The 18,979-nt window shown below is 37.7% G+C and carries 18 protein-coding genes; 5 read left to right on the top strand and 13 right to left on the bottom strand.

Annotated elements, in window-relative coordinates; translation table 11 throughout:
- Positions 1–160: 160 nt before the first annotated feature.
- From FG382_RS19105 to FG382_RS19065, 10 genes are all read right to left on the bottom strand, one after another.
- Positions 161–499, bottom strand: a complete 339-nt coding sequence (locus tag FG382_RS19105) for a hypothetical protein (protein ID WP_142540479.1) — start codon at positions 497–499, stop codon at positions 161–163.
- Positions 500–708: 209 nt separating this feature from the next.
- Positions 709–942 (bottom strand): hypothetical protein, encoded by a 234-nt coding sequence (locus FG382_RS23060; protein ID WP_211356428.1) that lies wholly within the window; start codon positions 940–942, stop codon positions 709–711.
- Entirely contained in the window at positions 914–1,123 is a 210-nt protein-coding gene (locus FG382_RS19100) for a hypothetical protein (RefSeq protein ID WP_142540478.1), read from the bottom strand. The genes FG382_RS23060 and FG382_RS19100 overlap by 29 nt, the downstream gene beginning before the upstream one ends.
- A 642-nt stretch (positions 1,124–1,765) precedes the next feature.
- Positions 1,766–3,067 carry a hypothetical protein gene (locus tag FG382_RS23055; protein ID WP_188713370.1) on the bottom strand — a complete coding sequence of 434 codons (1,302 nt, stop codon included), beginning with the start codon at positions 3,065–3,067 and terminating at the stop codon, positions 1,766–1,768.
- Complete coding sequence (locus FG382_RS19090) at positions 3,060–4,703, bottom strand: sensor histidine kinase (RefSeq protein WP_229677476.1); 1,644 nt, start codon at positions 4,701–4,703, stop codon at positions 3,060–3,062. Before FG382_RS19090 ends, FG382_RS23055 begins: the two co-directional genes overlap by 8 nt.
- 110 nt (positions 4,704–4,813) lie before the next feature.
- Positions 4,814–5,494: a response regulator transcription factor gene (locus tag FG382_RS19085; protein ID WP_142540476.1), complete on the bottom strand. Its 681-nt coding sequence runs from the start codon at positions 5,492–5,494 to the stop codon at positions 4,814–4,816.
- 390 nt (positions 5,495–5,884) lie between these two features.
- Complete coding sequence (locus tag FG382_RS19080; RefSeq protein WP_244950549.1) at positions 5,885–6,388, bottom strand: HAD hydrolase-like protein; 504 nt, start codon at positions 6,386–6,388, stop codon at positions 5,885–5,887.
- 365 nt (positions 6,389–6,753) lie between these two features.
- Complete coding sequence (locus FG382_RS19075; protein WP_142540475.1) at positions 6,754–7,125, bottom strand: hypothetical protein; 372 nt, start codon at positions 7,123–7,125, stop codon at positions 6,754–6,756.
- Positions 7,126–7,493: 368 nt separating this feature from the next.
- Positions 7,494–8,225 (bottom strand): SDR family oxidoreductase, encoded by a 732-nt coding sequence (locus tag FG382_RS19070; RefSeq protein WP_142540474.1) that lies wholly within the window; start codon positions 8,223–8,225, stop codon positions 7,494–7,496.
- Entirely contained in the window at positions 8,225–8,500 is a 276-nt protein-coding gene (locus FG382_RS19065) for an Atu4866 domain-containing protein (RefSeq protein WP_142540473.1), read from the bottom strand. The genes FG382_RS19070 and FG382_RS19065 overlap by 1 nt, the downstream gene beginning before the upstream one ends.
- 265 nt (positions 8,501–8,765) lie before the next feature.
- On the opposite strand from FG382_RS19065, the gene FG382_RS19060 reads away from it, so the two are divergent.
- Positions 8,766–9,650, top strand: coding sequence for an AraC family transcriptional regulator (locus FG382_RS19060; protein WP_142540472.1), 885 nt, complete (start codon positions 8,766–8,768; stop codon positions 9,648–9,650).
- 1,489 nt (positions 9,651–11,139) lie between these two features.
- On the opposite strand, the gene nagZ is transcribed toward FG382_RS19060, so the two are convergent.
- From nagZ to FG382_RS19045, 3 genes are all read right to left on the bottom strand, one after another.
- On the bottom strand, positions 11,140–12,951 hold the full coding sequence (nagZ, locus tag FG382_RS19055; RefSeq protein ID WP_142540471.1) for a beta-N-acetylhexosaminidase: 1,812 nt from the start codon (positions 12,949–12,951) through the stop codon (positions 11,140–11,142).
- 227 nt (positions 12,952–13,178) lie between these two features.
- The gene (locus FG382_RS19050) at positions 13,179–14,927 is read right to left on the bottom strand and encodes a M56 family metallopeptidase (RefSeq protein ID WP_142540470.1); all 1,749 of its coding nucleotides are present in this window, start codon (positions 14,925–14,927) and stop codon (positions 13,179–13,181) included.
- A gap of 17 nt (positions 14,928–14,944) precedes the next feature.
- Positions 14,945–15,325 (bottom strand): BlaI/MecI/CopY family transcriptional regulator, encoded by a 381-nt coding sequence (locus FG382_RS19045; RefSeq protein WP_142540469.1) that lies wholly within the window; start codon positions 15,323–15,325, stop codon positions 14,945–14,947.
- Between the two features lie 285 nt (positions 15,326–15,610).
- Between FG382_RS19045 and FG382_RS19040 the strand changes: the two genes are divergently transcribed.
- The 4 genes from FG382_RS19040 (at position 15,611) to FG382_RS19030 (ending at position 18,349) form a co-directional block, all read left to right on the top strand.
- A complete protein-coding gene (locus FG382_RS19040; protein WP_229677475.1) occupies positions 15,611–15,865 on the top strand; it encodes a MarR family winged helix-turn-helix transcriptional regulator in 255 nt (84 codons plus the stop codon).
- Between the two features lie 83 nt (positions 15,866–15,948).
- A complete protein-coding gene (locus tag FG382_RS23395) occupies positions 15,949–16,071 on the top strand; it encodes a hypothetical protein (RefSeq protein WP_280525896.1) in 123 nt (40 codons plus the stop codon).
- A gap of 479 nt (positions 16,072–16,550) precedes the next feature.
- The gene (locus FG382_RS19035; RefSeq protein WP_142540468.1) at positions 16,551–17,126 is read left to right on the top strand and encodes an ArsR/SmtB family transcription factor; all 576 of its coding nucleotides are present in this window, start codon (positions 16,551–16,553) and stop codon (positions 17,124–17,126) included.
- Positions 17,123–18,349: an MFS transporter gene (locus FG382_RS19030; protein ID WP_142540467.1), complete on the top strand. Its 1,227-nt coding sequence runs from the start codon at positions 17,123–17,125 to the stop codon at positions 18,347–18,349. Before FG382_RS19035 ends, FG382_RS19030 begins: the two co-directional genes overlap by 4 nt.
- Positions 18,350–18,979 lie beyond the last annotated feature (630 nt).

The following is an 18,979-nucleotide window of genomic DNA, read 5'->3' as shown; positions in this document are numbered from 1 at the left end:
TTCGGCCCGCCACCTAACTGTCTACGCTTAAAGGCGAATGTTACCATTAGCCCTCCAAGACTCGCTACGAGTGAATGGCTAGTTCTTTCTCGACGGGAATCCCACCCGCTATATGATACGACCTAGGCTCGGCCGCACAAGCACCCGTTAGTACAGTTTCTTATTTTCTATTTCCATGTCTTTTTGCGAATGTAGAAGGCTTAAATGAAACTTTATATTTTCCTTCAAGTTCCTTTTTTACTTTTTCTTTTAGCTTTAATCCTTGTTTATGTACCTCTTCAAGTTCAATCCCATTAGGAACTATTCCATCATTAGCCCAATCAATCCACTCACCATATTTCGATATCCATTCTGCTAATTCTGACCTTAACTTACTTGAAATCGGAACATATGTAATTTCAAAGTTACAAAGACATTTATTGCACCATATAGCATCAGCACCGATGTCTGCTTCTACCCTTAAATCATATGTTACATCACATTTACATAACTCTATCATATTATTTTTCGTCTCCCTTTATTAAAGTAAAGCACCCGTTAGTTGCAGAAGAAAAATGTCCATTTTTTCAAGACTGGTAACTAAAGAATTAAAAATAAGACCAATCTCTTTAATATTTCCAGAATTCGTTATTTGCGTTTTAAAATAAGTTCTTCCTCATTACCATCCCAACTTATCTTTACGGTAATACTTGCATCCTCTAGACTTAATTATTCTTCGTTATAGTCTGGTTTTGTTGATTGAATTAACCCATCTTCATTTAAGGAATAGTTTTTTACTTCTAATTTTCTACCTCTGTAATTATGGGATATAGTATAGTCAATTGTTTCAGGAACTTTCTCTTTACCGATATAAAAGATAGTATAAGATAAATTAGAGTCAGTTATTTCATAACTAGCCCGCCAATTTTCCCCTTCACCCTGAAAGGTGAAACACTTTGGCACGCACAGCAAAGACAGCACCCTTTTTATGTACGCGATCTTGCTTTTCTGCCGTAACACGAGTCGGTAAACTCGCCTTAGACTGTTTTGTTTTAAAAGTCGTGATTCCCTCATGAAGCAACGCATTATATATTTGAGCCAGCTCTGTCTCTGACTTTTTCTCTGAAAATGCACAAATAGCCATGGACTTATACTCCCCCTCTGTCGGTGAGCGTCCATAGCTATCTCGTTAAAAGGCGCACTAAAAAAGCACTTATACAGAATTTCAATGCAAGTGTATTGAAATTAAGGTCTGTCATTGCTATAATCAACATAACCTTAAAATAGCTAATGGCGTGTTACCAGCACACCATTAAGTGATTATAGCCATGTTTTAACGACGATAAGTCAGTTACCAGCTAACTCATGGACGCTCACTTATTTAGTTGTTAAAAAACAATCTGAGTCATTCCTTATCCCGCAAAAGACAATTGGGAATGGCTTTTTTATTTTGTCTACTCACTTATTGTTATTAATAGTGAATTTCCAATTCTTTTCCTCCATTCTTAAAATAATAATAATCAGTCTTCTTAAACTAACCTGCCGCTTTAATTCAATAAGAAAAATGAGCCAACTAAGCAGCTCGACGCACTTCAAGTAAAGCACCCATAGTTCAATAAGATGAAAAATCCCTTGGGCTGATTGGTCACATAGCAAAATAAACATAACAATGCTATGAATCTTAAACAGCCCAAAGGCTTTGATTATTCGTCACCGTATAATCAACCCACTGTAAAGAAGTGCCCTATTCAGGGTTCATTTCTACTTCTTCTTGATGTATCACAACTTAAGCTTGGTAGGGGGGAAGTTCCATCACTTTCAGTTTGCCATTCACCATTTTAACTGTGTACGTAAAAGTATTGGTGATCGTGTCGAACTCCCTTACCCCGAACCGCGTGCCATCTTCATTTTTAAACGCAACTACAAACGTATACACGTCTTTGCTCACTTCAGTCCGACTCAGAATCTCTTTCAGTGAAACTTTAGGTCCTAGCTCCAAATACTGTTTAACTAGTGCATGCTTATCATTAAGGTCAGTTTCAGAAAATAAGTTTCTGAGCCCTTGATAGCTCCCTCCGTATAACTCGACAAGTGCTTCAGCATCTTGACTAGCGATAGCCTGCATATAGGCCTCAAGCGTCTCTTGTGGGTTCACAGTGACAACTTTCTTTTTACTCTCTTTCTGAGAAGTTGCTGAAGAATTCAATGTTACACTCTTCTTCCACGTTATCACTTTTCCTTTGCTATCGGTAAATAGAAAAACAACCTCCCCTTGATCACCTTTCATCGTATCCGGGTAGATGAAACCTGAAAACTGCCCGTCTCCACTAATGTAAAAGCCGTCTTCCCCATTCGCCCCATGTTCCCTCGCTGCTTGGACTGTGTTGACGATCTGGTGTTTCTTGGAATTCCACTTCATTTCGGCTAGCGTAAATCCTTCGGGTACCTGTTTCACGACGAAGTCGAAACTGTTGCCCTCAATCGGTTTTGGTGTCTGATCAATAATGACGAGAATTTCCTTCATAGGCTCCTCTTTCACGACCTCTTTATCGTCAGCAATAACACCATCAGCTGCATTATCCTCTTTTTCTAGAAGCATCAACGTCAAGTTCTTTTTCCACGTTAATTCTTCACCTTTCGAATTGGTGAATCGGAAGACAACTTCTCCTTCATCCCCTCTCAACGTGTCTGGATAGATAAATCCAGAAAATTGTCCGTTTCCGCTAATGTAAAATCCGTCTTCCCCATTAGCACCATGTGCTTTGGCTTCTAGAACCGTATTGACGATCCGGTGTTTCTTGGAATTCCACTCCATTTCAGCTAGCGTGAATCCTTCCGGCACCTGCTTCACGACGAAATCGAAACTATTGCCCTCAGTCGGTTTCCGCGTCTGATCAATAATGATGAGTACTTCCTTCTGAGGATTTGCATTAGCATCTTCTTCTTTCGTAGCACTGCCTTGATTGGTTTCAGATGGCTTCGCATGGATGATATGCGATGCCTCAGGTTCTTTTTCCGAGGCACAACCACTCGTCATAAGAAGCACGAATAGTACTGAAACGATATAGCCATATTTTTTGTTATTCATGTAGTTCTCCTCTGCTTTCATATAAAGTAAAAGAAAATGCAACTCCGTTATTCGTATTCATCACACCAAACTCACTATGATGGAGCTCTAGGATGTGTTTGACTATAGATAGTCCAAGACCCGTTCCTCCAGATTTCCGATCTCGAGAGCGCTCAATTCGGTAGAATTGGTCCCATACTCTGCTTAAATCGTTCTCAGCAATTGGCATTCCCATGTTCTCGATGACCGTAAGTATCTTACCGGAAGAATCCCGGTCGATGGTAATCGTAATAACGCTGTTTTCTACTGCATGGCGTATGGCATTGCTCATTAAATTCAGAATGACCTGTTCAATTCTTCTAGAATCTGCCTTCACGTAATGCTCTTGTTGATGATTCAACTTGTACTGAATGCTCCTATTTCCCATTTGTTGAGAGAACGAATCCGCCAAATCTTGAACAAGTCTTGTCATAGAGAAGTGTGAACATGTTAATTGAATCGCCTTGGCCTCGAATTTGGAAAGCTCTAGCATATCCATGATTAATGCATTCATCCGATCTGTCTCATTTACAATGTGATCCAGATACCGTTCTTTTTTATCTCTCGCTACTCCATCCTGCAATCCTTCCGCGAATCCTCTCACAATACCTAATGGGGTTTTTAATTCATGTGATATATTGGCAATCAGTTCTTTCCGAAGTTGTTCCGACCGTTGTTTTTCTTCCATTTCCGCTTGCAACTTATCATTCGTATCGGTCAGTTCCTGTAAGGTCGTATCCAGGTTCTTAGACATCACATCCAGATTACGGGACAGTTCTCCGAATTCATCCTTTGTGTTAAGTCCGGGACCTCCCGTGAAATCCAAGTTAGCCATACGTGCAGCAGCATGGTTGAGTGTAACTAAAGGACGGGATACAATTCTGGAGAAAATCATTGACAGAATTGTAACGAGCACTAGAATCATAGGAGCAAAATAGACAAAGTATTTCTTAAGTATATCGACTGCTTCCCCAACTGGTTGTAGAGAAGTCATGACAAATAAATAACGAGCAGTAGGTTCATCCGTTGCTAGCGGTTGAATCACAATCGCAAATGGAACACCACTCCAATTATCTACCCATTCCAACTTAACAGGCAATCCATCCTGCAAGACCGATTGATAGTGCTCCAACTCCAACTTGGGCATCCATTCCTGGAGCGCTTCGTCGATTAGTGTATCCTGATAGAGAGGGTTATACGAGCGATGCTCAGGCACCATCAGATCAATAATCTTCCCTTGTACCCGTGCTAACCCCATTGTGAGTTCCGTTTGATTCTTCTGAATAGTAATAGGTTGCATGATAGTATCATCTTCGTCCATAAAAATACCGTCTATTACCAATTGATCGCCGATTTGAATCCCCTTTGGAAGCGAGTCATATTCCATCCCATCCGTAGGCAGAGGAACAATGACGGTCTTATGGTTTGTTTGCAGCTCTAAAAAGTAAGGATTAAAAATTATCTGTTCAAAACTTTGATTTAAAAGTGAAGTACTCGTATCATTCTCATTCATAAATGCACCGAGCAACCGTGAGATTTTCTGACTATCGGGTACAACTTGTTCATATTGTTCCTCGAAGTGACTCATATTCTGTTCTAGAGTATGGATCTTAGACATTCGGTAAAACCGCTCGAAAAAAAGTCCTTCTGCAATCATTACAAATGAAAAAACAATCAAGATCAAACTAGTCGTAACAACAAAAAGTTTAAGGACGACTCCCTGCCTCCTCATCCTTCCAACTCGAACTTGTACCCTGCACGGATGACAGTTCCGATGCATCTGCCCTCTGCACCGAGTTTCGCCCTCAATTTTTTAACGTGGGTGTCTACTGTCCGCAAATCACCTATATAATCGTAGCCCCATACAGCATTCAGAATAAAATCTCGAGACAACACTTTCCCATAATGCTTCGTAAGAAAGAGAAGCAACTCGTATTCTTTCGGTGATAAGGAAATCGATTTTCCCTCTACGGAAACAGTATGGGACATTCTATTTACCGTCAGCCCGCCAAAGGTGAGTAAATTTCCTTCTCGACCAATCGTACCTTCCGTCCGTTTCAACAGTGCAATAGCACGGGCCACTAATACTCTTGGACTAAAAGGCTTTGTGACATATTCATCCGCACCAAGCTCGAACCCTCTCAATTGATCATCATCTTCCACCCTAGCTGTGATCATAATAATCGGAACATCTGAATTCCTGCGAATCTGCCTGCACACTGAAAACCCATCCAGTTCTGGCATCATAATGTCCAGCACGATTAGGTCAATGGCTTGTCGTTCAAAAATCTCGAGTGCGAGATTACCGTTCTCCGCTTCGTACACGTCCCATTGTTCCTTTTTGAAATAATCCGTTATAAACTCACGCATCAGCAAGTCATCTTCGACTAATAATAAATTTCTTTTCATGTCTTTCCTCTCCACATCTATCCACGTCGCCCTATCACTATGGGACATGAATACTAGTATGATTTCATTCTTCATACACCTCCAGCAGGACTATCTAAACCGAGTATAGAAGATTCCTGTGTACGTCGTGTGAACATCTTGTATGAATTTCTTTAAGAATAGCACGGACTAGTTTGTGATAGTAGAGTAACTGTGTTTATCTCCAGCAATAAAATGATATTTTCGAGTACCCCGTCATACTAGCCCATAAAGGGGTATCGCCAACATTTCGGAAATTTTGTACGCTAAGCAAATTCAAACATAAAAAAGTCGAATTCCCTGTACGTTAAGGAACCGACTTTTTTGACTTCTTCAAGTAAAGCACCCGTTAGTTGAGCAACTACATATCAATTATTTGACTTGACTTCCAATCAAAATGTCTTTTAACTGGTCAACACTTTGGACAATATAAGTAGGGTTAGAATGAGTTAGTTCTTCATAAGAACCATATCCATAAGTTACTCCAATAGAGTCAATACCGTTGTTATTTGCCCCAATGATATCGTGCTTCTTGTCACCAATCATAATAAAGTCATCTAGTTTATGCCCATTGTGCATATCGAGTATGTATTGTATAACCTCAGTTTTTGCTGTTCTTGTTCCATCAAGATTACTTCCAACAACAAGGTCAAAATATTGGTCAATATTAAAATGAATCAGTACTTTTTCAGAAAATACAGTAGGCTTTGATGTTGCAACAACTAAAGTGAAATTTAATTCTTTCAATGATTTCAATAGTAACGGTATATGTGAATATAACTCATTTTCAAACATACCCACCTCTTTAAATCTCTCCCTATAAAAATCAATGGCTTTTTTGCGTATTTTCCTCATCCAAATTGTAGTATTCAGCAAATGAAACTTGAAGTGGCGGACCAATGAAACATTCAAGTTTATCAATATCAGGCTCAATAATGTGCATTTCCTGCAATGCATATTGAACAGATTTTGTTATACCTATTTTAGGGTCTGAAAGCGTTCCGTCTATAAAACTATTTTGTATTTGTCCATATTAAACTCCCCTTTGTATCACATTCTAACTTAATATATCATAAGAATCTTGCAGTTATTGAACTAACCTGCAAGTTACTTTAAGTGCATTTTTCACAATCTCTTATCTATCTTAATATAAATATCCAATTAATTTCTAAAAATGAGCACCAAAAACGGTTGTTAATGGAACCCCGAAATAATCTTATCAAAAACATTCGATTTAGAATTCAGTACTTTTCTGCGTAATAAACCATATTTAAAAAGACCGTAGATATATATAATACGGCAAATATTGTGAGTGTGTGGAAGGAAATTAGATCAATATTTGAAGTTGGGTTAAAAATCAGCATTAAAATAATCACATAACTAACACACCAAAAATAGCTAATATAAATGGCACGTTCTCGAATCATTTGAGCACATTCGTCTTTTTCCGTAAAGTGAGGCGCTAAATAAGCTAAACCAAAAGACATAATCGTTAAAGCAATAGTCATTAACCTATCTGGAAATCTCCCGTTAATGATAGATGTGCCATTAACTATCACAGCATTAAATAGCATAACGCCAATAATTAAGAAGGCTACTCTTTTGTTGTTCAACGATTTTCCTCCTCATAAATAAAAATAAGTAATGATAATTAATTGAATAATGAAATGATTAAAAGTAAAAAAATTAAAGTATCGGCATAGCGTCATTAAGTGATTCCGAAAGAATACTATGACGCCCTACATATCGGTGAGGAAGTAATGATTGAATTACATGAGGGCAAACTCGTGATTAAGCCAATTTTCAAAGTAGACGAGGATTTTGCGGAGAATTGCACAGTGTTTCACAAAGAATTAACCCGTTTTGAACAAAGTTTGTTCAAAACGGGCTCTTTTAATTTTACTTAAAATATGGGTCTGTGTGTCGTTTTTGTTCAAACTTTATTCTAAAGCTACAATATACTAATGTCTTTTTGTTTAATCTATATTACGGGTTTAATGACTAGTTCACTTACATCGACATACTCAGGCTGTTCTAGCGCATAGACTATAGCACGAGCAATAGCCGTCGCTGGGAGAGTGGTACGCCGGTATTCCTTCATGATTTCCTTTGCCTCGTTGTCGGTAATGCTCTCGGCTAGTTCTGATTCCGTTACCCCCGGCGATATAAGGGTCACACGGATGCCTTGCCCTGCAGTCTCTTGCCGCAGTCCATCCGTTATGGCACGTACAGCATATTTGGTCGCGCAGTAGACAGCTGCTGTCGGGCTCACTTCGTAGGCGCCGATGGAAGCGATATTGATGAAATGTCCGAAACCTTGTTTTTTCATGACCGGAAGACCTGAGGCAATGCCATGGAGAACACCGCGAATATTGACATCAATCATTCGGTTCCATTCCTTAATTTTGAGTGCTTCCAGTGAAGAAAGCGGCATCACCCCTGCATTATTGATTACAGCGTCCACTCGTCCAAAACGGCTTTGGGCTACTTCAATGATCGCCTGCATCTGTTCCATTTCTGTCACGTCGAGCTGTTGAATGACTACAGAACCGCCATCCTTTTTAATGTCAGATGCCAATACCTCTAGTCTTTCTACACGCCTTGCCCCGATGACAACATGAGCGCCTAGACTTGCGAGCAGTCGGGCTGTTGTTTCACCAATTCCGCTGCTTGCTCCCGTAATCACCACTACTTTTCCATTAATTACAGTCATCATTCCTTGCTCCCTTCACTAGGTTTCTCTAAATATAGCACCATACCTGCATGGTAAAGCACTCCATCTATAAAATCACCATCAGCAGTAAAGCCTGTATCATCGACATATTCGATATGATTGCCTTTGATGGTATAGCTACCTTGATAGGCGCTTTTTTTGTTGCCACGTGCTTCGTCATACCGTCCGTTCGGCAGTAACTCGTGCCGAATATGACCGTCCGCAGTTACCCATATGCCTACATAGGGATATAAATTAGCATGTTCTTTTTTCATTTCATTATCTCCTTCCACATGTAAACGATAGGCAGCACTAAAACCTAGATAGAATTAAAGTGAAAAAATTTACCGAAGAGCAGAACAGAAACGTGCTCTATTCCGTACTATCTCATTGAAATACCTGCCCATAAACATATTATGAATCTTTGTGCTAAAGGGAAGGTAGCCGATATTTACGAAATAATTGCCTAATCCTCCAATAAAATATAGTATAGTGACTAAGGAATCCATAAGTGTTGATGGAAAAGATGGAGGAACTGCCATGGAGCGAATTAAGGAATTAGCAGAGTTGATTGAGAGAAACGTAACGGTGGATGGGACGTCTGAGACCTGTATACCAGGCTTGCGATTTGTTCGGGCCTCCCACGTTTCTGAACCTGTTTACTCTGTTTATGAACCTTCCCTGTGCATTGTGGCTCAGGGAACAAAATTAGTCATGCTCGGTGAAGAAACCTATCAGTACGATTCGGCCAGTTATTTGACTGCGTCTGTTCATTTGCCGATTACAGGCCAGGTCGTGGTGGCTTCACCTGAAGAACCTTATTTATGTATAAATTTACAGCTTGATATGAATCAGATTTTCGAAGTCATTCAATCATCGAATCAAGGAATTTCCAGTGATTCCACAGGACGTGGTCTGGAAATCACCCTTATAAACGAATCACTCCTGGAAGCGGTATTGCGGCTTATCAGGCTGCTGGAAACTCCAAAGGATATACCAGTCCTTGCCGCAAGTATTAAGCGTGAGATCATTTACCGGATTCTACAGAATGATGAGAATAATTCCTTGAAGCACTTTGCACTTGTAGGCAGTCAGGCCCAGCGCATTGCAAAGGTGATTGGGGTATTGAACCGTGAATTCGCTCAACCTTTAAAGGTGGAGGACTTAGCGAAAGAGGCCAGAATGAGCGCCTCATCCTTCTATCAACATTTCAAGGAAATCACAGGCATGAGCCCGATCCAGTATCAGAAACAGCTTCGGCTGCAGGAGGCACGCCGAATGCTTTTAACGGAAAGACTGGAAGCGGCTGAAGCAGCGTTCCAGGTAGGTTATGAAAGTCCATCGCATTTCAGCCGAGAATACAGCCGCATGTTTGGCCTGCCCCCAATGAAAGACATACAACATTTGTGGGAAAGGTTTGAATAAAAAGAAAATACGTTTTTCTAATGTGGAGGAGATTCTAAGCTATTTTGATAGCCTTTTTATAACGCTATCTTACTTACTAATTCTATAAGGTTTATTCATTCTTTAAAATCATGATTATTACAAAGCAGGAAATACGTTAGAAGTATTAATAATAAGGAAGGTGTCCTTAGACACCTTCCTTATTTAATGTATAGATAATTCATTAAAACATTTACTTCCAATTGATTTTTCGCTTTTTAAATATACCTTAATAGCAATCAAGTTGTTTGAAAAATTAAAAGTAATTATACATACATCAAATTATAGTAAATAAAAAGTCATTTAGTCTACTCATCCATAAGGCTGGCGACTATTTACTGCTTAACTATGTCGTAACAACAAAAGAGGCTTTACTCCTTATTGAAGTAAAGCACCCATAGTCTATGGTGTAATATTTTACAATTATTATTTTATAAAAGAAAATTCATTTTCATTCTTATCCATTAACTCTATTATTTTATCTTCTAGGGGCTTACTCACCGTCCTTATCAGCATCGTGCATATACGGGGGTACAACCAATGTTATATTTAGGTTAGGCGTCAATAGGATTGATAATAAAAGGAGCCCACATTTTAGATATGTCTAATTGCACTGACCTAAGTAAATGAGACAATTATAGAATGAACTTAGGTGCTTCCTGTAAGCCTGTTAGCATTCATACGCCTGTAACATATCATGGATTTTCATATTAGCTAGTCTTACTCATCCACCTCTAACCTCACAATTTGGTGACATACACATTTCTATGTATCGCAGTTCTAGACCCGTACGTTCAGAAGTTCGTCAGCTTAACCTTTTCTTGTAGGTTTATTCGCATTCTCACCATATTCATTCAACTCAAGCATCATGAACTACACCACTCCATCGAGTAGGCTTTCGTCAGCCGAACTGGTACGGTAGTTTCTCACGCCTTTTCACCGAGCTTATAACACGGTCATTCTTACTAAATCCAGTGCTACTCGACTAAGAGAGAACCCTTCAGAGCGTTACCTCTTCATTTGATTCTTCGATATAATCCTTCAATTCCATAAGGAATTGCCTAGCCTTTACCAGAGAGATGTAACCATCCTCCATTTAACTAGGAACATTTCGCACAACTAAACTGCCGCTTTAGTTCAATAAGAAAAAAGGCTTTACTCCTTATTGAACTAAAGCACCCATAGTCTAAGTGTAATATTTTACAATTATTATTTTATAAAAGAAAATTCATTTTCATTCTTATCAATTAACTCTATTATTTTATCTTCTAGGGCTTACTCACCTACCATACCGTCCTTATCAGCATCGTGCATATATGGGTACAACCAATGTTATATTTAGGTTAGGCGTCAATAGGGTTGATAATAAAAGGACCACACATTTTAGATAAGTCTAATATGTATGGTCCTTTATTTAATTATTCAACTACACACCCGTTCGAGTTATAAGGTTAACCACCAATATTAATAATTAATGTAAATAATTATTCAGAAGACTATTGATGGAGTTATTTATTTCATTTATGTTAGGATTTTCTACTTTCGTATCGTTAATGCTATATTTCCTTTTTAGTTGAATAATTCTCTCTAAACTTTCATTTAATCTTTGTTCGGAAATTTCCCCATTTTGAACAGCAGCTTTTAAAGAGGAGATAATCTGTACAACATTATTATAGTCATGCCCTACTAAAATAATATCGCTTCCTGCCTTAACTGATTCTACCGATGCTTTACCAATATCAAAATGTTCTGTTATGGCTCCCATTGTCATATCGTCCGTCATGATTACACCTGTAAAGCCTAGTTGTTTTCTAAGAAGATTCGTCATTACAGCTTTTGACATGGTCCCTGGATTCGTTTTATCTAATTGAGGCAATAAAATATGAGCCACTATCACAACATCTGCTCCTTGATTAATCGCACGTTCAAACGGGATTAACTCTAGTTCTTTAAGTTGATTTAGGCTTTTATTTACAATTGGAAGGTCCAGATGAGAATCAACTGATGTATCTCCGTGACCAGGAAAATGCTTAATTGTCGTGATGACGTTTTGAGACTGTATCCCTTTCATCGTTTGAATTCCAAGTTTACTTACGATTTCTGGATTGTTCCCAAATGATCGATCTCCGATTACTGGGTTATTTGGATTGCTGTTAATATCAAGAACAGGTGCAAAATCGAGATTTAAACCAAATTCTTTTAATTCACGGCCTAAGAGTGTACCGACTTTATAAGAAAAATCAGGATTGTTTACTTGTCCAATCTGTTTATTTGGTGGAAAGTTTACAAGTCCACCTGGCAATCTTGTCACACGTCCACCCTCTTGATCAACACTTAGTATAAGCGGAAGACTCGAACTATTTTTAGCTTTCAGCTGATTAACAAGTTGAACTGTTTGTGAAGGGGTGTCAAAATTATATTTGTAGAAAATAATTCCCCCGACATGAAATTGGCCTATTAATTTTTTTGCATTTGCGTCCATTGTAGTCCCGGAAACCCCAGCAAGAATCATCTGGCCAATTTTATCTTCTAAGCTCATTTTAGATATTACTTCTGAAATGGTTTTTTCTTGGTGATTCGAGTGTTTCCCTACTTCTGCTTGTTGATTTGGGCTCTTTTCATCTTGGGCTTGCTGATTTGGTGTTTTTTCAACCTGTGTATAGAGTGAGATATGGTCAACTTTAGGATTTGGCTCCAACTCTGTTTTTACTGGTAAAACCCACAATAAGTCAGTAGAGGCCGTTGCATGATAGACAAGGATCATTTGGTCAACAGTTGAATCTTTATAGTATCGAATGGCATCGGGTTCTCCACCAATTTTCGTAATTTCATTTAAAGAAATATTTTGTAGTTCAGAATCATAAGAACGTATATCATTTACGGTCTGATCGGTATAGCCGATTGTAGAATGATGACTTTTGTATTCCTCATACCTGCCTTTAGCAGTTTCCGAAATATGGTCTGATTTTCCCCACTCTTTGTTTACTTCCTTCCAGTCTGTTTTACCGGAAGCAAAGGGAATATTCGGAACCTTGCCTTCCTTCGATAAGGAAAAAGTTTCTTCTACCAATTTCTCAAGATTTGAATTCAGATCATTCTTTGAATCCACTATATTTTTACCGGTAGGTTGAGTAATAATTGGACTTTCTTTATCTTGCGTCGTCTGTTCGCTACTATTTTCTTTGATTGCATAATAATAAACGCCAATAATTAAGGCTAAAATTAAAAGTGGAATCGTAAAAATACGTTGTTTATTTCGTGATTTTCTTTGTTGTCTTTTCATATCCAATTTTCCTTTCTAACTTTTCGCCTTTAACTATTATAATCTTTTTTACATTTTTCGAATTCAGTTTCTGATCTTTATTTCTATTGCGTTAAATCGGCTCAATAAAGCCTGTAATTTACAGAGGATGAAATCATCCATTCATCCTCTATTTTAGTTGTTAATTATAATGTTTACGCTGTAAAAGAAGCTCGTTACGTGTGGTTACTTTTTCGCTTCACATTTTATTACCATTGTCTTCCCGGATCATTCGACATATTATTAACTGTCCCCTTAGGGTAAAACACGGAGTAGTGGTCCATTACCGGGTCTGGATTACTGTTTGAAGACTTAGGAAATACTAACAAAATCTTGAAATCAGAGCTTGCAACATACCCTATAATTTCCTCACCATTACTTTTTACATCATAATCTGGAGTTCCAAATTCTTTCTTCACCATAGAAAGTGATAATTCATTTAATTTCTTATCAAACGATCTCGCCTCAAAAACCCGTGATCCTTTGTTGAAACCAAATACCACATTGTATTTTGAAAATACAGCATAATTTCCTTTCGCATTAGGTACCCAATCAACCTTTTCCGCTTTTCCTAGTTTTTTCTCTACGTCTTCTATAACGGTTGTTTTAACAGGAAACTCTGAGTTGATGATTTTACCCTGCTTTGCCAATTGCATGATACTTGAAAGAAGTTTCCGCTGAGTATCCCCATTAGACGATAAAGCAGAGGTATTGTTTTTCGATGCTTCACCTTGGTTTGTATTGTTATTTTGTTTTGCACTGTTTTGTGACGCTTGGCTTGTATTGTCTTGGGATGTATCGTTTTGAGTTGCTTGATTTGCATTATCTTGAGTTGCATTGCCTTGTGGTGCTTCATCTTGTAAGGTTATTTCTTCTGATGGAGTAGAACTATTTGTGCCACTATCTTCATTTGGGATATCCTCTGAGGTGCCTGGTTTAATGGTGCTTGAGCAGCCTACCATAATTGTAAGAGATACAGCTAAAACTGCACATATTGCCGAACTTTTTTTAAATTGTGTAATCATGACTATTCTCCTTTTACTGTATTTATTTGCATATCCTAATGTACCGGTAGTATTCCTTTTTTCTGAGAATAATCTAAGCATATTGATTATTGTCTCGCCGTATTTTTTGACTTCTTCTGTCTTTAAAGTACTGATGACAGACGCATCACAAGCCACTTCACAGTCTTGTTTTACCTGATTAAGTGAATACCAGATTAAGGGGTTGAACCAATAGATTGCTTTAACAATCATAAGTAAGGTGTTTACCACTAAATCCTTGTTTTTAATATGAGTTAATTCATGGCTTAATACAAACCTAAACTCTTCCGAAGTTAATTTGTTTATAAGCTCGTCTGGAATAATAATTTTAGGACGGATCAACCCATAAACTGCTGGCGATTTCGAATAATTACTATAAATAATTTTTATCTTCGAATTAATTTTAAGCTTTGATTTTTCTGCTTCTAAAATTTTAATTAAGTCTTCTCTTTCACAGACTGAACATTTTTTTAATTTAGCCATCATCAAGATATTTACGCTTAAAATATAGAGTAAAAGTGATGAAACCCCTATTATCCACAGCACCGCTGCAGTATCAAAACTAAAAATAGCGCCTATAATACCCGGATCAGCTAATGCGTTACTATCTTCTATAGAAGGTGGATTTTCGGTTGTGATAGTATTGTTTGGTATTATGTTAGGAACATAATGTTCTGCTATAAAGTGAGGATCAAGTTCCTTTTGTTCAATTGGAATAAAATTCATAAAGCTTAAATGACTTTGAATGTCTATTGGCAGTATTAGCCTAAGTACAAGCAGAATCCAAATATAATAATGAAGCTTTGCACTAAGTCTTTGTCTAAAAATAGCCTTAATACCTAATATCCCTAATGCTAAAATACTGCCCATAAGTGAAAGTAATAATACTTCTTTAAATATTGCAGATAAAACCATACATCATTACCTGCCTTTTACTTGTTATTTTTTTTATTAAGCAATCGTTCCAGTTCTTCTATTTCCTTCTCAGAAATTTTCTCTTCCTTTATAAAATTGGCGAGCATAAGGTGGATCGAACCATCGTATACCTTTTGAATAAACGATCTTGTTTCATCTAACATACAGTCTCTTTTATCTACTAAAGGATAATACTCATAAAGAGACTTCTCCTTATTCACACCTAAAGCACCTTTTTTTACCAGTCTACTTATTAATGAATGAATTGTTTTCGGACTCCAATTCTTATTAGAACTTACTGCCTCTACTATCATCGCAGAAGTTAATGGAGCTTCTTCCCATAACACCTTCATTACTATCCATTCTGCATCAGATATTTTGCACTCTGCTTTCTTCATCTTGTTCCTCCATCCTACAAGTGTAATCTTGTTATAGACTACACTTGTAGGATGGAGGTGTCAACGTCCTTTTTTTCCCAAATTAAATAGCCAACAATGTTTGAGCTACAAAATTAAAAATGAAAATCTAATGCAATTTATTCGTTTAATGATGGAAGGAAAAATGATTAATAAAGTACATTTTCAAAGATAAACTTCAGCTCACTTATCCTCAGTATCTAGTCTTAGTTACCCTGTGGGAGAAGCCACAAAGAACAATTAAAGAGCTGGGTGAAGTGCTTAATCTTGATAACTGGTACACTTTCTTCACTACTCAGACGTATGGAAACTGCGGGTCTCATCGAGCGTCGCCGTGACACAGTGGACGAACGCGTCATGAACATTTATATTACGCAAGCTGGCAAAGTACTACAGGAGAAGGCATCGTGTGTTCCGCAATCCTTATTCTACGCAACTGGCATGAATAAAAAGGAATTGGATGAAATAAAAGAAAGAATCATGTACCTTTTACATCAACTGAATGGAGTAGCCGAGAAATAGATGCAATAGAAAAAACTATTCAAATACCTAAGAGTGGGTTTTTTCTATGTACGATGTAATAACTTCTGATACGATCCTTGAAAATGGCAATTTTTTATAATCTTGTTACAGTTTCTTTTCAAGATTTTTTATATATTGTTCGACTTGTAAAACACTTGTATTTGGATGATGAACAGCCAATCCGTGCTAACAAATCTGTATACTAATATTTCTATAAATGGAGGTTATTTAATGGGTATTTATAATTATTTAGTGCAGAAGCCTAATGGAGATATTCTTCTCAATGCAAACTTATAAAGATAAAGTAATGCTAATTTGCAACACCGCAAGTCAATGTCAGCTACTTAATATCGAAAATATAACCGTTTATAAAAGTAAACTCATACAGATAAAAAGAGGGAATGGCCTTGCTGATCAGCATTGCTTTTCCCTTTTGATATTCCCTCATTAGAAAACGTGACTCTGCTATCATTTTTAAATGATTCTTTCTTAAATATCAAAAGGCTCGATTCTTTTTAGAATAAAATTTATGAGAAACAGTCCTTAGTTTATCCCAGCTTCTAACCTAAAACTTTAGATGTGTATATTGCAATTTTAAAAAAGGTGATTTATAATTTCTTTAATAAATTATAATTTATCGATAAATATAATTTTATTATATGAGAAACTCAAAGGAGACTAAAACATGAAATATGAAATGATCATCGAAACGACTGAACAGCTGCACGCATTATCTCATCCGTTAAGACAACGTATTTTAACCGTTCTTTCGTTTGATGAAATGACAAATAAAGAAATTTCAAACGCCCTCAAAGAGTCTGCACCTAAAGTGCACTTTCACGTAAAGGAACTCCTGAACGCTGGCATTATCCGACTTACAAGAGAAGAAGTAAAAGGATCCATCATCGAAAAATATTATACGGCTTCAGCCCGTTCATTCCGACTTTCTCCTTCTCTTGAATTGGCCAAATCCGATGAACATATGCTCTACGAATCTACTTTTCATGAAACTTACCGGAATCTCATCGAAAGTGTCGATTATCACGAAGGTTTCCTTCCAAACTCATTCATCACTCAGGAACACGCGTGGTTAACAGACGAAGAAATAGCTTCTATTAAGAAGCATTTATCTGCTATCGATCAAATTATGAATAATTCTTCCATGAAACGAGCACCTACAGATAATCGGAAATTCTACACGCTCAGCAGTTTTTTTCATCCAGTTTCTCCAAAATCTAAGAGAAGAGAAACAGAACAATGAGAAGACTATTTAAAAACAGCCTCTTCTCCAATAAGAATTTCACTTATTTTTTCTTTGGTCAGTCCTTCTCGACAATAGGAGATGGATTCCAGCAGATCACCCTGATTTACTTGATTTTTGAGATGGGTGGAAGCAGCAGCCAAATGGCTCTTTCCCTATTCTTCTCGGTCTTTCCCCGCATTCTTCTATTGCTGGTGGGAGGCGTTGCAGTTGATCGGTTAAGTGCGAAACAGGTTATTTGGATTTCAGACTTCGCTCGGTTTGTGATTTTGACCGTTTTGATTTCATTTTTATTCTTTGATGCCTTGTCATTTCCACTGCTTTACCTCTTACTTTCTTTATCTGGTGTGGCAAGCGGCTTTTTCTATCCGGCATTTAATACCATTGTTCCTTCCATCGTAGAAACAAGGGATTTAGAAAATGCCAATGCATGGGTTCAATCAATCTCTCAAACCGCCATCTTCATTGGTCCTCCTCTTGCTGGATTAGTGGTGGGGCTCTACGGAATAGAGGCTGGTTTTCTCATAAATGCCATGTCTTATTTGATTGGCGCTATCACCGGGATTATGGTCAGCGTTAACAAGGAAAACTCACCTAAAGTGAAAGACTCGCGTATTGTGAAAGATTTCGTGGAAGGGTTTCAGCAAGTGTGGACAACCAAGTGGCTCCGTACCGTACTGTTGGTAAATTTAGTGGGGGGACTGGTAGTAGTCGGTCCAATGCAGATCGCATTACCGCTATATTCAAAGGAAAGCTTCGATCTGGCACCTTCACAGATGGGATTTGTCTTGGCTGCCTTTGGAGCTGGTTCGGTCATAGGCATGATGTTTGTCACCAAATTACACCCAAAATATAAAACACTTCGTTCGTTTTACTGGCTTGAACTTATACAGGGACTGCTCTTGTTTTTGGTAGCTATTCCTTCCATATGGGTCGTGTTGCTATCTTTAGCGGCCATAGGGATTTTGAATGGTATATCAAGTGTCATCATCATTTCAAAGATTCAGGCCCATGTTCCAAGGGCAAGGCTCGGCAGAACGATGAGTATCGTTTCGCTAGCGGCTTTCGGGGCAGTTCCCATCTCTCAGTTGTTGACAGGCTGGCTGTCGGAAACCATTCCCTATGCGTTTGTTTTTGTTTTAGCTTCCACTTTGCTATTCCTCAGCGGCGTAATGGGATTAATAGTTTATAACAGACAAAGCAGTGAAGAAGCGGTTGTTTAAGGGGATTGTTTGAAATGACTATGGTTTTGTAATATGTACCTATGTCAGAAAAAAGCGTGAAATTCACGACTTTCATGTTTATTTGAATTAACATGAAAGTTTCTGACACAGGGACACTATAAAATTTTGTTTTCCGGGAAGTTACTTCCAACTAGTACGTATTTAATGTTAGTAATTTAAGAAGAATATAATAAACAAAGCTTAAACAATCAGGAGGAAAAGCTTCATTTATCAAAACCTATTTAGATACTGTTTTTAAAGATTTTCTAGATAATTATAATCTCATTTGTTTCCCTCTGTCATCCATGCTCATTCGACTAATTAATATTACTTGCATCTCTCCAATAAAAAAACCCCGCTAAATGCTAGGTTTTTTTGAATCATTGTTCTACAGAAAAAAAGTATATTATTTTGTTACTCTTAAAATCCCTCATCTAACCTGCCACTTTTGTTAATAAGAAAAAAGATTTGCCTAAGAACCCTATGAACTTTACTAAAGCATACCGTTAGCCATCCATGTAGCGCAAAATCAGCGCTACACCACAGAGAATGAAAATGTGAAAACCTGGGTATAGGATACTACGGCTGGGAGAGGAAGGTCGATGAACTATGGTGCCATAGAGCCCATCC

Source organism: Psychrobacillus lasiicapitis (assembly GCF_006861795.1).
GTDB lineage: Bacteria > Bacillota > Bacilli > Bacillales_A > Planococcaceae > Psychrobacillus > Psychrobacillus lasiicapitis.
This window is presented reverse-complemented; position numbering and strand designations above follow the sequence as displayed.